This window comes from Amycolatopsis sp. VC5-11, from assembly GCF_037034185.1.
GTDB classification, from domain to species: domain Bacteria; phylum Actinomycetota; class Actinomycetes; order Mycobacteriales; family Pseudonocardiaceae; genus Amycolatopsis; species Amycolatopsis nivea.
This window is the reverse complement of record NZ_JBAGKF010000003.1, coordinates 558,084-573,609: the sequence shown is the minus strand read 5'-3', so window position 1 is coordinate 573,609 and position 15,526 is coordinate 558,084. Positions and strand designations below refer to the sequence as shown.

The following is a 15,526-nucleotide window of genomic DNA, read 5'->3' as shown; positions in this document are numbered from 1 at the left end:
TGAGACACCACAAACGTTAGGTATCGAATCGTTCGTCGTCAAACGGTTAGAGTTCGACGAACCTGCGGTACCGTCCTCCCCGTGCCCCGACCCGCCACCCCGCCGCTCGGCGTTCTCCTCGCCCGCACCGCCAAGACCGCGGGCCAGGCCTTCGACCGCGCGCTCGCCGAGGTCGGCGGATCGCAGCCGGTCTGGCAGATCCTCATCGCGCTCAAAACCCGCCAGCACGCGAGCCAGCGCGAACTCGCCGACGCCGTCGGCATCCAGGGCGCGACGCTCACCCACCACCTCAACGGCATGGAAACCGCCGGCCTGCTCACCCGCACCCGCGACCCGGAAAACCGGCGCGTGCACCAGGTCGAGCTGACCGGCTACGGCGAACGCACCTTCCACCGCCTCGCCGACGCCGCGATCGCGCACGACAAACGGATGCGCCGCGGGTTCACCGACGACGAAATCGCGACCCTGGCCGCATTGCTGGGCAGGCTCGCGGAAAACGTCGCGCGGGCGGACCCGTGAGCGCCCGAGGAAGCGCTCACGGGTCCGCGTCCCGCAGTTACCGGGTTTCCGGGCAGGTCTTCCAGGCGAAGTGGTAAACCGTCTGGACGCTGCCGTCCGTCGAGTCCATCGTCAGGAAGCTCGTCGTCTTCGCCGGATCCGAAGTGCCGGCATACGCCCGCAATTCCGTATTGATGTTCAGGTTCCGCTCCTGCCCGCACGGCTCGTAGATAATCGCGTCGATGTCGGTCGAATCCGAGAATTGCCAGTCATTGTCGTAGAACCCGTCGAGCCGATGCGTCGCGTACGCGGTCGGCGAGTTCCCCTGGAAATAGTAGTTCGCGCGCTCCACGCCGTACGCGCCGTTTTCCAGGTGCCCGAACCCGCGGTAGTCCGCCGAGGCGATCCCGTAGGTGAAGCCCTGCGGCACGTGCACGCGAAGGCCGATCTGGCAGTTCTTCCGGAAGTCCGTCGGCTGCGCGCCGACGCCGACCTGCGCGGTGTATTGGCTGTAGGTGACGGTGAACGCGGTGTTGTCCGCGGAAACCGAAACCGCGGCCGTGTCCGGCGGGCAGCCGGTCCCGTTCACGGTCGCCACGTCGATGATAATTTTGTCCGGCGGCGGATTCTGCGGCCAAGACTGCGGGGTAATTGTCGAAGAAAGCGCCAAAAGAGCAGCGGCCATCGTGGCAAGCATGGGTTCCTTCCCATTACTTCCGGGTGGGTGGGGGTTTCGACAGGGTAGCGCAACAACTGTGCGGATAGTCCCACTGAATGGAGCAACGCCGTTGCTTAGCTGTGCACAGCAACGTGTTCACAAGCCGTTGACAAAAGCTATTATGGACAATTGACGAATCAACAAAAATGATTCAAAAATAAACGACACAGCACCCGTTGACCCAGCAGGTCCGGACAATCCGGCGAAAAAGACCGCGGAAACCGGGGCATTCAGGACAGTTCGGGTGTCGCACCCGCTACCTCGCCGACCCGCTCTTCCCGGGGCGATTCGGCGGACCGCCCCGCCCGTCGCCGTCCGACCCGAACCTCCGCGCCCGCACGCCCGCCGCGACCGCGCGCGCCCGCAACTCGATCGTGATCTCGAGTTACGCCCTTCGCCCCACGACTTAAGGCGGATCGCCCGGGACGCGAACGTGATCCTGGCTACCGTGACTGGACGCACCCGGACGACGCCCGCCGGTAGGGCTAGCATCCTCGGTACTAGCCAAAGTCGTCTCAAGCTGGAGAAGCGCAATGACCCAAGCCCCTGTCAACGTCACCGTCACCGGTGCGGCCGGCCAGATCGGCTACGCGCTGCTGTTCCGCATCGCGTCCGGTCAGCTGCTCGGCGCCGACACCCCGGTGAAGCTGCGGCTCCTGGAGATCCCCCAGGCGGTCAAGGCGGCTGAGGGCACCGCGATGGAACTGGACGACGGCGCGTTCCCGCTGCTCGCCGGCATCGACATCTTCGACGACCCGAAGCAGGCCTTCTCCGGCGCGAACATCGGCCTCCTGGTCGGCGCCCGCCCGCGCAGCAAGGGCATGGAACGCGGCGACCTGCTCGAGGCCAACGGCGGCATCTTCAAGCCCCAGGGCGAGGCGATCAACGCGGGCGCGGCCGACGACATCAAGGTGCTCGTGGTCGGCAACCCGGCCAACACCAACGCGCTCATCGCCCAGTCGCACGCCCCCGACGTGCCCGCCGAGCGCTTCACCGCGATGACCCGCCTCGACCACAACCGCGCGCTGGCCCAACTGGCCAAGAAGCTGAACGTGGCCGTGACCGACCTGAAGAAGGTCGCGATCTGGGGCAACCACTCGGCCACCCAGTACCCGTCGGTGCAGCACGCCGAGGTCAACGGCAAGAACGTCGCCGAGACCATCAACGACGAGGCGTGGCTCGCCGACACCTTCATCCCGACCGTCGCCAAGCGCGGCGCCGCGATCATCGAGGCCCGCGGCCTCTCCTCGGCCGCCTCCGCCGCGTCGGCCGCGATCGACCACGTCTACACCTGGGTCAACGGCACCCCCGAGGGCGACTGGACCTCGGCCGGCGTCGTCTCCGACGGCTCCTACGGCGTCCCGGAGGGCCTCATCTCCTCCTTCCCGGTCACCGCGAAGGACGGCAAGTACGAGATCGTGCAGGGCCTGGAGATCGACGAGTTCTCCCGCCCGCGCATCGACGCCTCCGTGGCCGAACTGGCCGAGGAGCGCGACGCGGTCCGCAAGCTGGGCCTGATCTGAGGTTCGTTTTCCGCGATGGCCGCCCCGGTTTTAGGGGCGGCCATCGTTCGTTTTCGCGTCCTGTGCGGTGGTTTTGGACGTGCGAGATGCACTTGCGTCTCGCGCTGTGGTTGTTTTTCGGTCGCCCGCCGTATAGGTCGTTATACAGTTGAGAGGAGTTCGTGGAGTCGGCGGGCGGTGGCGAAGCCGGGCACCGTGTGCGTCCCGTCGCGGAGGTCCTCGGCCAGTTGCTTGTAGACCCGGCCCACGTTCGCCGCCTGGACTGGCAACTCGCTGGGATCGCACACCGGAGCCACCGTCCATTCCGGACTGCCCGGGCGGGACAATCGCAGCTCCAGCCCACCGATCTGCAGCTGCGCGGCCCACGGGTCGGTCTCCGGCGCGGATGTCAGCGCAAGGTTTCCTTCGGTGCCCGCGATCTCGATCCGCGTCCGGGGCATCGTGGCTTCCCCGTCGTGCAGGTGGACGGACACCACTGCCCCGCCGTCGAGTTCGGCGTGCGCGAGGAAGTGATCCGGTGCCGTGACGTCGATCGGCTCCCCCGTTTCGGCCACGCGATGCGAGCCGTTCCGGATCGCGGTCCGGGCGGTCAACTCGCGGATCGGCCCGAGCAGGTACTGCACCAGATCGAGCGTGTGCCCGCCGAGGACTTCGACCAGCCCGGCACCGCTGCGGCGGTCGTAGGTGTAAGCCGTCCAACCGGGGACGTCGCGGGTGTTTCCCTTGCCGCGCGAGCTGTAGACGGTCGCGGACCGCACCTCGCCGATCTCCCCGACCATCTCGCGAGCCCGGCGGACGGCCGGCGAGAACCGCGCTTGCAGGCCCACCGCCGTATGCACTCCGGCCCGCTCCCCCGCCGCAGCCAGCGCGGCGGCTTCCTCCACGGTCGTCGACAACGGCCACTCGCAGTAGACGTGCTTGCCTGCCTCAAGCGCAGCCGTCACCAACTCAACGTGCGTGGGCACCTTCACCGTCACGACAACCAGGTCGACGTCAGGGTGCTCGGCGAGACTCCGGGCGTCAGTAAAGGCATACCGTGCACCGAACCGGGCGCGCGCCTCTTCCGCGCTGCTGGTGCGCGTGGTGGCGACGGCGGCAAGCGAGAAGCTGGGTGACGCGGTGATGGCGGGAATGTGCGCCCGCGCGGCCCAGCCCCGATCCGGGTTCGCGCCGAGGATTCCGACGCCGATCGGCTTGGTCAAGTCCCCACCTCCACTAAGCGGGTCACGTTGTTCCGGTTCCGCCAAGCTACCAGAAGCGGAACAGACTGACCCGCTTGGTTTAGACTGCGGGAATGCCGGACTCCGCCGTCGCAGCGCTGCTCGCCCAAGGCCGACCGCGTGCGGACGCGCAGCGCAACGTTGAGCGGCTGGTGGCAGCGACCCGCGAAGCGCTCGACGAGCTAGGGCTCGCGGTCACGACCCGCGACATCGCACAGCGCGCGGGCGTCGGCCTCGGCACGCTGTACCGGCGCGTGCCGTCGTTGGACGCGCTCCTGGCCGCCATCCTCACCGACACCATCGACGAGATGACCGACCGCGCTGCGCGCGTGCTCGACTCCCCCGATCCGTGGCAGGGATTCGCTGAATTCGCCGAAACCTACGTCCAACTCCGCGCGGCCAGCTGCGGACTGCACGACGCCCTCTCTGGCCGCGGCGAACGCCTCGACCTGAAGGAACGGATCACCCGGCTGCAGCGGGCGGTGCGGCAGCTAGTCGAGCGCGCGCAACAGGCCGGCACGCTCCGCGCCGACGTCGACTGGCGGGACGTCCCGTTCGCGCTCGCCACCGCGATCCCGCCGGACCACACGATCGGCCTCGTCCCGGGCGACGACCAGTGGCGGCGGAACCTCCGCATCATCCTCGACGGCCTGCGCCCGGCACGATCGCCTGCTCCAGCAGGCCCTGCAGCACCCGCTGCTCCTGCGGACTGAGCCCGGCCAGCGGCGAATCCCGGGTGAGCAGTTCGAGCAGCCGCTCGCGCAGCGCCGTGCCGTCCTCGGTGAGGACGAGATGCCTGGCGCGCCGGTCGGTCGGATGCGCGCGCCGCTCGATCAGCCCCTGTTTTTCCAGCTTGTCCACGACGAACGTGGCGTTCGACGGTTCGCAGCTCATCCGCTCGGCCAGCTCGCGCATCGTCATCGGGCCGGTCAGCTCCCGCAGCGCGGTGGCCTGCGGAGCGGTCAGCCCCAGCGTCACCGCGCGCTCGCGGACGTGGTCGGCGATCTGCTGCGCCAGCCCGTTCACCAGACCGCACAGCTCGCGTTCGGCGACCGCCCGGGATTCCGTCATGAGCCCATCCTAGCAACTCCATCAAGCCAGAATAATTAGAGCTTGAATGTTTCTAGCTTGATGCTTATGGTCGGAGTAGACCGAGGGAAGGGAACAAGACCGTGTTCGACGACCGACTGCGCAGGCCCGCGCAGAGCCGCACGATCCACCTGGGCGAGACGAAGGTGTCCTACGTGCCGGACGGGGCGGTGCAAGGGAATCCGCGGCTATGGCTGCCCGACAGCACCACCGAGACCTGGTCCGCGCACCCGGAGTACCTGGACGACGACGGCTACCTCGTCGCGAGCATCGGCGGACTGCTGGTGGAACGCGACGGCCGGGCGCTGCTGATCGACGCCGGGTTCGGTCCGCAAACAGTGCCTGCCGAGCCAGGCGCGCCGAACGGCGTGCTGTACGGCGGTGCGCTGCTCGACAACCTGGCCGCGCTCGGGCGCAAACCGGAAGACGTCGAGGCCGTGGCGCTCACGCATTTGCACTCCGACCACATCGGCTGGGCACTGCGGCCCGCGTTCGCGCACGCCGAATATCTGGTTACGGAACCAGAGTGGGCACAGCGCGAGAGCGACGCGATGGCACCGCAGGTCCGGACGATCTCGGACGGACAGGAAGTGTTCCCCGGCGTCCAGGTGCGCTTCGCCGCCGGGCACACGCCGGGACACGCCGAGTACGTCATCACCGACGGCGGCCAACGGCTGATCGCTTTCGGCGACGCCGTCCATTCGCCGATCCAGATCGAAAACCCGGACTGGTCCTGCGTCTACGACCACGATCCGGTCGAGGCCGCGAGCCACCGCCGGAAGCTCGTCGCGGAACTGGCCGAACCCGGCACGATCGGCTTCGGGAACCACTTCGCCGACGTCGTCTTCGGGCACGTCCGCGACGGTCGCTGGCAGCCGCTCGACCGCTAAGGTCGGGTGGATGGCCCGGCTGATCCACCTCAACGGCCCGTCCGGCATTGGGAAATCCACCGTCGCGCGGCGCTACGCCGACCTCCACCCCGGAGTGCTCGATCTCGACGCCGACCAGGTGGTCATGATGATCGGCGGCTGGCGGACCGCGTTGCGGGACACGCTTCCCGCCGCGCGCCGGCTCGCGCTCGCCATGGCGGAAACGCATCTGCGGGCCGGGCACGACGTCGTCATGCCGCAGCTGGTGGCCCGCGTCGAGCAGGCCGAGCGGTTCGAGGAGGCGGCCCGCGCGGCCGGTGGCGAGTACGTCGAGGTCATGCTCACCGCGCCCCGGCCGCAGGCGAAGGCCCGGTTCGCCGCGCGCGGCGAGCACGCGGCCACCGACGCGATGGCCGAGCTGGGCGGTCCGGGCGCGCTCGACCGGATCCACGACCACGTCGCGGAGTATCTTCCGCTCCGTCCACAGTGCACAGTGCTGGACACCGAACACCTCGACCCGGACGAAACGTGCGCGAGGGTCGCGGAAATCGTTGCCCGCCGAGCAGCGGTGGAGGTACCGAGTGCACGGAACGGGGACCAAACGGGAAGCCTGCCGCCCGGCCCGGCCTGAGCGCGGTATATGTCGAGGAGTGCCAGGACACAGAGCCGACGCGGTCCGGCCGCCGTTTTCCGGGCGGACCGCGCGCACCGGACCCGGTGTCGCCGCCGCGGAAATCGCAGCCGATTCCGGCGCATTCCTGATTCTCGACGACGAGCGACAGACCAGTCCGCAGCGAGCGCCCGTCAACGGCCCGGTTTCCGCACTCCCCGATCCGCGCAGGTCCTTCCGGAAGAGACTCCCATGCCCGAACCCGTTGCCCGCACGGACTTCCCGACGCCGCCCTGGCTGCTCAGCGCGAGCGACGGCGTTGCCCTGCGCGCCCTCGCCGCGGGCCTCCTCGACAGCACGGCGTCCGACCTCGACCTCGCCTACTCCCTCGCGACCCGGACCCCGCGCGCGCTCCGCGTCCACATCCCAGCCGGCGACCGCACCGCTCTCGAAGCGGTCGCGAGCGGCCAGACGCCCGGCGAGCCCGTGCTGGAGCGTCCCCGGCTGACGTTCGTCTCCCGCGGCAGCAAACTCGCCCCGGGCCGAGAAACCGAGTTCTCGCAACGATTTCCGCTCTTCGCCGACACCTTCGACACGATGTTGGGCGACTACCAGGACTGGCTCTTCGCTTTCCAGGCCGCACTGTGCTGTCTGCTGGACTCCTGGGGTCTCCGCCCGGAAGCCGTCGCCCGCATAACCCGAAGGCCCTGGGACGACACCAGCCTTGTCCTGGACCTCACGCCACCCTCCGTCCGCGAGTTGTTCGCCGAACTCGCCCGGCTGCACACCGCGGGCATCCCCGTCGCCTGGACCGAGGTCTTCGCCGGGAGCGGCGCGCGACGAGTAGACCTGCCCGCCGAAACCCTGCTGTATCGCCCCCGCTGGGTCCCCGTCCCAGCGCGGCCCGGCGAAGCGGAAATCCTCGAAATCCCCGCGAGCAACGACATCCACTCCCTCACGCTGGACGCCCTGCGCCCCCGCGAGGATCGGCTCGTCGTCACGACCAACGCCACCGGACCGGATCCCGATCTCGTGAGCGCCGCCGCCTGGGGCCTCCTCAACGCCGTCAAGGTCACCGCCGTCGACGTCGACCGGCCGACCCCCGCCGCCCAGATCCTCGACCTCGTCGGCGGCAGCACCGAACCCCGGCTCGCCATCCGCGACGGCGTCCCGCACGTCTTCCGGGTCACACCCGCCACGCCTTCCGCCGCCCGGCCGATCGACCCGTCCGGCACCGTCCTCGTCACCGGCGGCACCGGCCGGATCGGCACCTTGCTGGCCGAGCACCTCGTCGCCGAGCACGGCGTCCGGCGCCTCGTCCTGGCGAGCCGCAGCGGCCCCGCCGCCGAACGCCGCCCGACCGATCTCGACGCGGACGTCCGCATCGCCGCCATCGACGCCGCCGACCCGGGTCAGGTCGAAAGCCTCATCGCGTCCTGCAATCCGCCGCTGACCGCCGTCATCCACTGCGCCGCGGTCTTCGACGACCCCTTCGCGGCCGTGCGAACCCCCGAATGCCCCGACCCGGTCCTGCGCGCCAAAGCCGATTCCGCCTGGGTCCTCCACGAAGCGACCAAACACCTGCCGCTGTCGGCGTTCGTGCTCTTCTCGTCCCTAGCCGGAACCTTCGGCGAATCCGGCGCGAGCTACGCCGCCGCTAACCGGTTCCTCGACGCCCTCGCCACCCACCGGCGCGCGCACAGGCTGCCCGCGGTGTCGATCGCGTGGGGCAGATGGGATCCCGCTGTCTTCGACGCCGCACTCGGCAGCGACGAACCGGTCCTGCTCGGCCCCGGCGCGTCACCCGCCGAACAAATCCGCCCGCCCCTGGACCCTTTCCCCACACTGCTGACGAGTGTCCCGGCCGGAAGATGACATCCGTCATCGGGTTCGCGCGCGGAGAACCCCAATACTCAGCGCCATGAAGAAACTCCGGCTCGCAGCCGCCGCTCTCACCGCCGGACTCGCCATGCTCGTCCCGGCCGTCGCCGACGCCGCGCCGATGCCGCTGACCTTCGGCATCTACCCGGGCGGTTACGCGGGCGGCGGGTCCACCACCGGCAAACCCGACAATCCGGCCGAGGTGCGGAAAGCGTTGGCACAGCTGCAATCCGGGCACCGGCCGTTCCTGCTCCGCGATTACCTCGGCTGCGGCAGCGCCTTCCCCGACGACGAAATGCAGTACCTCGCCCCGGGCCGCCGCCTCGACGTCGTGCTCAGCTACTCCGGCGAGAGCATGCCGGAATGGCAGTCCTGTGTGGACAAGACGGTGCACCGCTACGGTCCGATCGCCGACACCATCTCGGTCACCCTCGAGCAGAACGTGGTGCCCCAGCCGAACGGCGACACCGCGCTCGTCCAAGGCGTCATCACCGGCAAGAAGGCAGCCGACCGGGATGGGTTCGCCCGGCTGCAGATCGGGTTCGACGAGGTCGCCTTCACTCAGCCGTTCACGCAGTTCTGGCAGCACCTCGCCCAGCTGGGCGGAGCGGAGTTCAGCCGCTCGGTCGGCTTCGTCGGCGTCGACCTCTACCCGGACGCCGGGCTGCCGGGCATCCCGCCGATGCCCGACCTGGCCGGGTTCGTCCACCAGACCCTGCACACCGTCCGCACCCAGGAGATGCCCATCGCCGGCCTCGGCCGCGACGTGCCGATCCGCGTGTCGGAGAACGGCTGGGCGACCCACACCTCCCAGCGCACACCAGCCGACCAGGCCCGCGCGCTGACCACGGAAATCCTGGCGGTCAACCAGGATCGCGTCACGGAAAACGTCGCCAGCTACGAGATGTTCGCCCTGCGCGACGACGTCACCGGTTCCCCCAGCCCGTTCGACAACTTCGGCGTCCTCACCGACGACTACACCCCGAAGCCGATGTACTGGCTGTACCGCGGATTGATCTCGGCCCTCTCCTGAGCGGTTTTTGCTTAGAACGCGAGCCGGGCGCTGGGCGAATTTTCTAGCCCAGCGCCCGGCCGTATAGGTCGTTATACACTAATCAGGCGACGGAGATGTCGTCCGCGTAGATCGCGCTCTGGCCGTACCAGCCGTGGACGTACAACGTCACCGCGCCGGACGCGCCGGTCGTGAACGGGATGGTCAGCTTGGTCCAGCTGGAGTTGGCGGTCCACGAGCTCGCCGTCGCTCCCCCGCGGACGCCGGCGTAGGCGTAGCCGCCCTGGACCCACGCGGTCAGGGTGTACGCGTGGTTCGGCGCGAGCGTCAGGTTCTGCGTCGCTTCCCCGGTGGTCGACGCCGTCGGCGACACCTGCAGTGCGTGGCTGCCGGAGTGCACCGGCGAGGACACGATCGTCCCGCCGCTCCACGGGCTGAGCGCTCCCGTTTCGAAGTTGCCGTTGACGACGCTGCCGGTCGGGCTGGTTCCGTTGACCGTCAGTGTGTACGTCGCGGTGTGGCTGCCGCCGCCCGCGACCGAGCCGGTGATCGTCAGCGGGTAGACGCCCGGCTGAGTCGCCGCGGTCGTGGTGATCGACAGGTTCGCGCTCTCCCCCGCCTTGACCGTCGTCGGGCTGACCGACGCGGTCACGCCGCCGGGCGCGCCGCTCACCGAAAGCGAAACCTGTTGCGCCGTACCGGAAGTCACCGCGGTGGTCACCTTGCCGGCGGCCGAACCGCCCGGGTCGACCGAAGCCGAGGCCGGGCTCGCGGTCACCGAGAAGTCGTTGCCCGGCACCGGAGTTCCGCCGGTGAACGGGGCGAACGTGTGGCTGAAGTACCACTTGTCCTGCGGGATGCCGGAGCAGGTGTCCTGTGCGCCGGTGCCGGGGCAGGTGCCGTTGTCGCGCTGCAGCGCCCAGAACGACAGCATGTTGATGCCCTTGGACACCGCCCAGTTGTAGACGGTGACCGCGTCGGCCGTGGTGAACGTTTCCGCGGCGCCGAAGTCGTCGATGCCCGGCATCTCGGTGATGCCGACCATCCCCCACAGCTGTTCCTGCGTCTTGCCCGGATACAGCGACGCCAGCTGCGAGACCAGCCCGGCCGCCGCCGTCTGGGTGTCCTGGGCCATGTTGTGCGTGGCGTTGTCGTAGTAGTCGAAGGTCATCAGGTTGACCACGTCGACCTTGGCCCCGTTGGACACCGCGTTCCGCAGCACGTCCAGCGCACTGGTGAGACCGCTCGTGGTGGTCGGCAGCGTGTAGGAGATCTGGAGCTGGCGCCCGTTGGCCGCGGCCCAGTCCTGAACCTTCTTGATCGCCTTGTTCCGGCGGTCGATGCCCGCGGAGTTGGTCAGCGAGTTGTCCTCGATGTCCATGTCCAGGCGCGGCACGTCGTAGGTGGTGATCAGCGATTCGTACGCGGCCGCGATCTGGTCGACGTTCGTGCAGCTGTCGGCGATCTCGGTGGCGTTGTGGTCCGCGGTGTAGCCACCGAACGACGGGATGACGTCCCCGCCGCGCGAGCGGATGGTGCGGAAGTCCGCGCCGAACGTCGAGTCCGACACCGGCATGCTGGCGTCGCCGTTCCAGAGGACGGTGCACGAACCCGAGGACGCGGTCTGCAGGAACGCCATCGTCAGGTGCTTGACGCCCGCTTCCTGGGCCATCGCGGCCGGGCTCTGGCCGTTCCAGGACTCGAAGTAGGGCGCGAACACGTGGTTCGGCAGCGGGGTCGCGGCGTGCGCGGGCGCCGCGGTGGCGACCAGCACTCCGAGCGGAGCCGCCGCGGCGGCCAGGACAGCGGACAATCGTGACAAGTGACTTCTTCGTCGCATGCGGGCTCCAGTGCCGAAAAAGGGGCCGTGCGGCGGCGGCGCACGGCCGGAACCTTCTCAGAATTGGACTGGACCAGTCACCCGTCAAGGTCTAGACCACTAATGCGGCCGAACGGCCGGGTCGGATCGTCGGGCGCCACCCGAGGTCAGTGGTCCGGTGTGCCCGCAGCCCCGGCGCTCGTGAGTGCTCATGCCGGTTGTCACCGGCATGAGCACTCGCGAGACCCGCCTCAGCCCACCTGCTCCTTCGCCGGGACCGGCGCGCCGAGCGAGAGCTTGGTCGAGCGGGTGGTCAGCGAAATCGCCGCCGCGGCCAGCGTCGACACCGCCAGGAAGCCGAACGCGGCGGCGAAGCCGAACCGGTCCGCGAGCCAGCCCATCACCAGCGGCGCGAGCACGCCGGCGAGCTGGCCGCCCGTGTTGACCAGGCCCATCCCCGCGCCGACCAGGTCCCGCGGCAGCACCCGCAGCGGCAGCCCGACGATGCCGATCGAGGCGAGACCGCTGATGAACATCGCGACGGTCTGCAGCACGGTGAACCCGGTCGCCGAATCCGACAGCAGCATCGCGACGAGCACCCCGGCCGCGGCGACGAGCGCGGGCACCACGAGCCAGCGCGGCCGGCGGTCGAAGTACCGGCTCATCAGCCAGCCGCCGATCAGCACCGCCGCCGCGCTCACCAGCTGCGGGATCGCCGCCGAGATCCCGGCCGCGACCAGCGAAAGCCCCTTGGTCTCGACCAGGTACGACGGAACCCAGGTGATCATCCCGTAGGCGAGCATGTTGAAGCAGGCGAACATCGCCGCGCAGCGGATCACCAGCCGGTTCCGCAGCACCTGCGACACCGGCACCTTCACCGGGGCGACGCGCGCCTCGGGTTCGGTCAGCTCGCGCGGCAGCGGCGGAGGCAGCAGCCGCCACAGCGCCAGGCCGACGATCAGCCCGGCCACCGCGACGATCCAGAACGTGTGCCGCCAGCCCGCGGCGACCACGAGCGGCGCAACCAGCAGCGGCCCGAGCCCGGCCCCGACCGAGTTGGACGCCAGCAGCAGTCCCGCGCCGCGGCTGCGGCCTTCCTGCGTCGTGCGTTCGGCCAGCGCCTTGAACGCCGCCCCGGGGAACAACGCCTGCGCGAACCCGAACGCCGCGCGCAGCACCAGCAGCACGACCAGCCCGGGCGCGAACCCGGTGGCGGCGGTGAACACCGACCAGGCCACCAGCGAGATCACCAGCAACGGCCGCGCACCCACGCGGTCCGCGAGCAGCCCGCCCGGCATCTGCCCGACCAGATACGCGATCGCGAACGCGGACACGACCAGCCCCTGCGTGGTCTTGGACAGCCCGAACTCCGCGCCGATCAGCGGCAGCGCGACCGCGATCATGACGCGGTCGATGTAGTCGATGATGAAGACGCCGACCAGCAGCGCCAACGTGGTCCGTTCGGTCCGCCGCACGACCGGCGCGGAACTCGGAATGCTCACCGTCGGATCCTCCTTGATTCGGCGACGCCGCATTGTGTGGTCATGCACCCCCTCCGCGGCTTCGTCGGATCCGGCGAATCCCGGGCCCGCCGGTCAGCGGATCGGACGAACAGCCGGCGCGTCCCGGGCTCCGGCGCAGGTCAGCGCACCCGCGCTCAGAATCCCGGCGGACGGCGGAATCCGCCGATCGCCTTCGCGAGGCACTGCACGAACCGGACCGCGGTGCGGTCGTGCAGATAGGGCGCGATCACCTGGATGCCGACCGGGAGCCCGTCCCGGGTCGTCCCGACCGGCGCGACCGCCGCGGGCAGGTAGTTGAGCGCGGACGGCGCGATCCACGGGAGCATGTCGCGATACGGCCGCTCGGCGCCGTCGACCCGCAACGTTCGGAGCGACCAGCTGGGATCGGGTCGCTGGTCGTGGGGGAAGGCGGCCGTGGGGCTCACCGGGAGGAGGAGCACGTCGACGTCGCGGAAGAACTCGGCCCAGCGGCGGCGGGAGTGCTGCCGGCGTTCGTCGAGCGTGTGCCAGCCGCGGAAGCTGATCGTCATGTCGGACGCGAACGCGCCCGCGGCCCCTTCCGCCGCGGCGAGTTCCACGAGCCCGGCGTACGACTCGGCGGAATCCATCAGCCCGGACTGCGCGATCAGCAGCGGATAGTAGAGAGCCATCGTCTCCTCGAGACCGATCGGCCCAGGGCCCTCGGCCACGACGGCGCCCTCGGCCCGCACTGCCTCCAGCGCCGCACGCATGATCGCGACCAGTTCGCTGTCGACGGGGCAGAAAGGATCGTCGAGCCAGGCCGCGACCCGGAACTCCCGCAGCGTGTTCGGCCGGGCGGCGGGCAGCTCCAGCCGCCAGGCCGGAGCTTGGTCGTGGTCCGCGCCCGCGAGGACGTCCAACCCCAGGTCGAGGTCGTCGGCATGCCTGCCGAGCGGGCCGAGTACCGCCATGTCGGACGCCGCCAGCGTCCCCGGAGCGTGTCCCGCCACGTTCCCGCGCCCTGGCACGATCCCGTACGACGTGCGCAGTCCGTAGACGCCGCAGAAGTGGGCCGGCACCCGGATCGAGCCCGCCGCGTCGCCGCCGAGTTCCAGGCCGGTCAGCCCGGCGGCGACTGCCGCGGCGGACCCGCCGGACGAACCCCCGGGGCCGCGGGTCGGGTCCCACGGATTGTTCGTGGTTCCGTAGATCTCGTTGTAGGTCTGCCAGTCCCGGCCGTCGGCAGGCATGTTGGTCTTGCCGAACACGATCGCTCCCGCGTTCTTGATCCGAGTGACCGACTCGGCGTCGCTGGCCGGGACGTAATGACCCCAGCGGGTCGAGCCCCCGGTGGTCCGCATGCCCGCGACCTCCGTAGCGTCCTTGATGGTCACGGGGACGCCGTGCAGGGGGCCGAGCGGCTCGCCGCGGGAGACCGCGCGGTCGGCTGCCAGTGCGGCGGCCCTCGCCCCCTCCTCGTCCCTGGCGACGATGGCGTTCACCTTCGGATCGAGCCGCTCCGCCCGGGAGAGGTAGTGCTCGAGCAGTTCGACGCTCGACACCTCCCTTGCCGCGACGGCGGCAGCGAGTTCGCGTGCGGAACGAAATGCCAAGTCGGTCATGCGAAACCTCCAGAAGAGAACCGGATAGATGACGAAGTCGCGCTGAAGTGCTGGTGGCTGCTCAATCCCTGGCCGTGCCGACGGTGGCGGCCGGGGCGATGAGCGCCGCGTCCTCGGCCGCGGACGTGCGGGAGGCGGCCGCGTGCCGGGCGTGGCCGAGGCCCTGCCAGCGGCGGGCGGCGGGGGCGGGGAGGCCGAACTGGTCGAGGATCCTCGCCACGACGTGGTCGACCATGTCGTCGAGGGTCTGCGGATGGTTGTAGAAGGCGGGCATCGGTGGGACGATCCGGGCGCCCATGCGGCTCAGCGCCAGCAGGTGGTCGAGATGGATCTCGCTCAGCGGCGTCTCCCGGGGCACCAGGACCAGGCGGCGGCGCTCCTTGAGCGTGACGTCGGCGGCCCGGGTGATCAGGTTGTCGGCGTAGCCGGTGCGGATCGCGGCGAGCGTCTTCATGCTGCACGGCACGACGACCATGCCGTCCGTCGGGAACGAGCCCGACGACAGGACCGAGCCCTGCTCCCCCTGCCGGTGGTGGACGTCGGCCAGTTCGACGACCTCCCGCACCGTGCGGGCGCACTCCAGCTCGACGGTGGTCTTGGCCCAGGTGCTCAGGACGAGATGGGTCTCGACGCCGGGGAGGTCGCGCAGGACCTCCAGCAGCCGGACGCCGAAGGGAGCGCCGGTGGCCCCGGACATGGCGACGACGAGGCGGGTCATGCCGAGTGTCCTGTGCGGAGAGTGCGGAGGACGGCTGCGCTGCGGGGCCAGTCCTCGAGTTCGGCGAGGCGCCCGGTGGTGCGGAAGCCGAGCGGGCTGAGCGGGATCCCGAGGCTGTCGCGTTTGTGGTGCGCGACGGTGAACACGCAGCCCAGGACGTCGTCCAGGGTCAGCGACCGGATCAGGCGGAGCTTGAGGCGGTGGCACACCGTCCCGTCCACGGCCAGCAGCGCGGCGTACGGATGCCGCCGCAGGTTGGCGCGAGTGCCGGTCCCGCCCACGACCGCGTAGAGCGCGGTGCGGTCGTCGGCGGGTTCGAGTTCGGCGCGGGACAGCAGCGCGGCGTGCGGGTGGCCGTTCCCGTCCACGGTGAGCAACGGGAACGCCTGTTCGTCGGCGTCGAGCGGCGGCTCCCCCGCTGCCAGGCGGGCCACCTCCTCGGGCAGGTGCGGCACATCGTCCT

The 15,526-nt window shown here is 70.0% G+C and carries 15 protein-coding genes; 7 read left to right on the top strand and 8 right to left on the bottom strand.

Annotated elements, in window-relative coordinates:
* Positions 1-81: 81 nt before the first annotated feature.
* Positions 82-519 (top strand): MarR family winged helix-turn-helix transcriptional regulator, encoded by a 438-nt coding sequence (locus WA670_RS14220; RefSeq protein ID WP_336157952.1) that lies wholly within the window; start codon positions 82-84, stop codon positions 517-519.
* A 37-nt stretch (positions 520-556) separates the two neighbouring features.
* On the opposite strand, the gene WA670_RS14215 is transcribed toward WA670_RS14220, so the two are convergent.
* A complete protein-coding gene (locus WA670_RS14215; RefSeq protein WP_238606032.1) occupies positions 557-1,195 on the bottom strand; it encodes a DUF4360 domain-containing protein in 639 nt (212 codons plus the stop codon).
* Positions 1,196-1,749: 554 nt separating this feature from the next.
* Here WA670_RS14215 and WA670_RS14210 point away from each other — a divergent pair.
* A complete protein-coding gene (locus tag WA670_RS14210) occupies positions 1,750-2,739 on the top strand; it encodes a malate dehydrogenase (protein ID WP_037805932.1) in 990 nt (329 codons plus the stop codon).
* Between the two features lie 140 nt (positions 2,740-2,879).
* On the opposite strand, the gene WA670_RS14205 is transcribed toward WA670_RS14210, so the two are convergent.
* Positions 2,880-3,941, bottom strand: a complete 1,062-nt coding sequence (locus WA670_RS14205; protein WP_336157951.1) for a Gfo/Idh/MocA family protein — start codon at positions 3,939-3,941, stop codon at positions 2,880-2,882.
* A 92-nt stretch (positions 3,942-4,033) separates the two neighbouring features.
* Here WA670_RS14205 and WA670_RS14200 point away from each other — a divergent pair, with 92 nt between their 5' ends.
* Complete coding sequence (locus WA670_RS14200; RefSeq protein WP_336157950.1) at positions 4,034-4,672, top strand: TetR/AcrR family transcriptional regulator; 639 nt, start codon at positions 4,034-4,036, stop codon at positions 4,670-4,672.
* Here WA670_RS14200 and WA670_RS14195 read toward each other — a convergent pair.
* A complete protein-coding gene (locus WA670_RS14195; protein ID WP_037805929.1) occupies positions 4,596-5,030 on the bottom strand; it encodes a MarR family winged helix-turn-helix transcriptional regulator in 435 nt (144 codons plus the stop codon). The two genes, WA670_RS14200 and WA670_RS14195, sit on opposite strands and share 77 nt — an antisense overlap.
* Before the next feature lie 101 nt (positions 5,031-5,131).
* Between WA670_RS14195 and WA670_RS14190 the strand changes: the two genes are divergently transcribed.
* From WA670_RS14190 to WA670_RS14175, 4 genes are all read left to right on the top strand, one after another.
* A complete protein-coding gene (locus WA670_RS14190; protein ID WP_336157949.1) occupies positions 5,132-5,938 on the top strand; it encodes an MBL fold metallo-hydrolase in 807 nt (268 codons plus the stop codon).
* A gap of 10 nt (positions 5,939-5,948) precedes the next feature.
* A complete protein-coding gene (locus WA670_RS14185) occupies positions 5,949-6,548 on the top strand; it encodes an AAA family ATPase (RefSeq protein WP_336157948.1) in 600 nt (199 codons plus the stop codon).
* Between the two features lie 231 nt (positions 6,549-6,779).
* The gene (locus WA670_RS14180) at positions 6,780-8,402 is read left to right on the top strand and encodes a beta-ketoacyl reductase (protein ID WP_336157947.1); all 1,623 of its coding nucleotides are present in this window, start codon (positions 6,780-6,782) and stop codon (positions 8,400-8,402) included.
* Positions 8,403-8,448: 46 nt separating this feature from the next.
* The gene (locus WA670_RS14175) at positions 8,449-9,441 is read left to right on the top strand and encodes a hypothetical protein (RefSeq protein ID WP_336157946.1); all 993 of its coding nucleotides are present in this window, start codon (positions 8,449-8,451) and stop codon (positions 9,439-9,441) included.
* Positions 9,442-9,523: 82 nt separating this feature from the next.
* Here the strand turns inward: WA670_RS14175 and WA670_RS14170 are convergent, their stop codons facing one another.
* From WA670_RS14170 to WA670_RS14150, 5 genes are all read right to left on the bottom strand, one after another.
* Complete coding sequence (locus WA670_RS14170) at positions 9,524-11,242, bottom strand: glycosyl hydrolase family 18 protein (protein WP_238606025.1); 1,719 nt, start codon at positions 11,240-11,242, stop codon at positions 9,524-9,526.
* A gap of 248 nt (positions 11,243-11,490) precedes the next feature.
* Entirely contained in the window at positions 11,491-12,741 is a 1,251-nt protein-coding gene (locus tag WA670_RS14165) for an MFS transporter (RefSeq protein WP_205673336.1), read from the bottom strand.
* Between the two features lie 155 nt (positions 12,742-12,896).
* The gene (locus WA670_RS14160; RefSeq protein ID WP_336157945.1) at positions 12,897-14,345 is read right to left on the bottom strand and encodes an amidase; all 1,449 of its coding nucleotides are present in this window, start codon (positions 14,343-14,345) and stop codon (positions 12,897-12,899) included.
* 61 nt (positions 14,346-14,406) lie between these two features.
* Positions 14,407-15,063 carry a UbiX family flavin prenyltransferase gene (locus WA670_RS14155; RefSeq protein ID WP_336157943.1) on the bottom strand — a complete coding sequence of 219 codons (657 nt, stop codon included), beginning with the start codon at positions 15,061-15,063 and terminating at the stop codon, positions 14,407-14,409.
* Complete coding sequence (locus tag WA670_RS14150; RefSeq protein WP_336157942.1) at positions 15,060-15,518, bottom strand: pyridoxamine 5'-phosphate oxidase family protein; 459 nt, start codon at positions 15,516-15,518, stop codon at positions 15,060-15,062. The genes WA670_RS14155 and WA670_RS14150 overlap by 4 nt, the downstream gene beginning before the upstream one ends.
* Positions 15,519-15,526 lie beyond the last annotated feature (8 nt).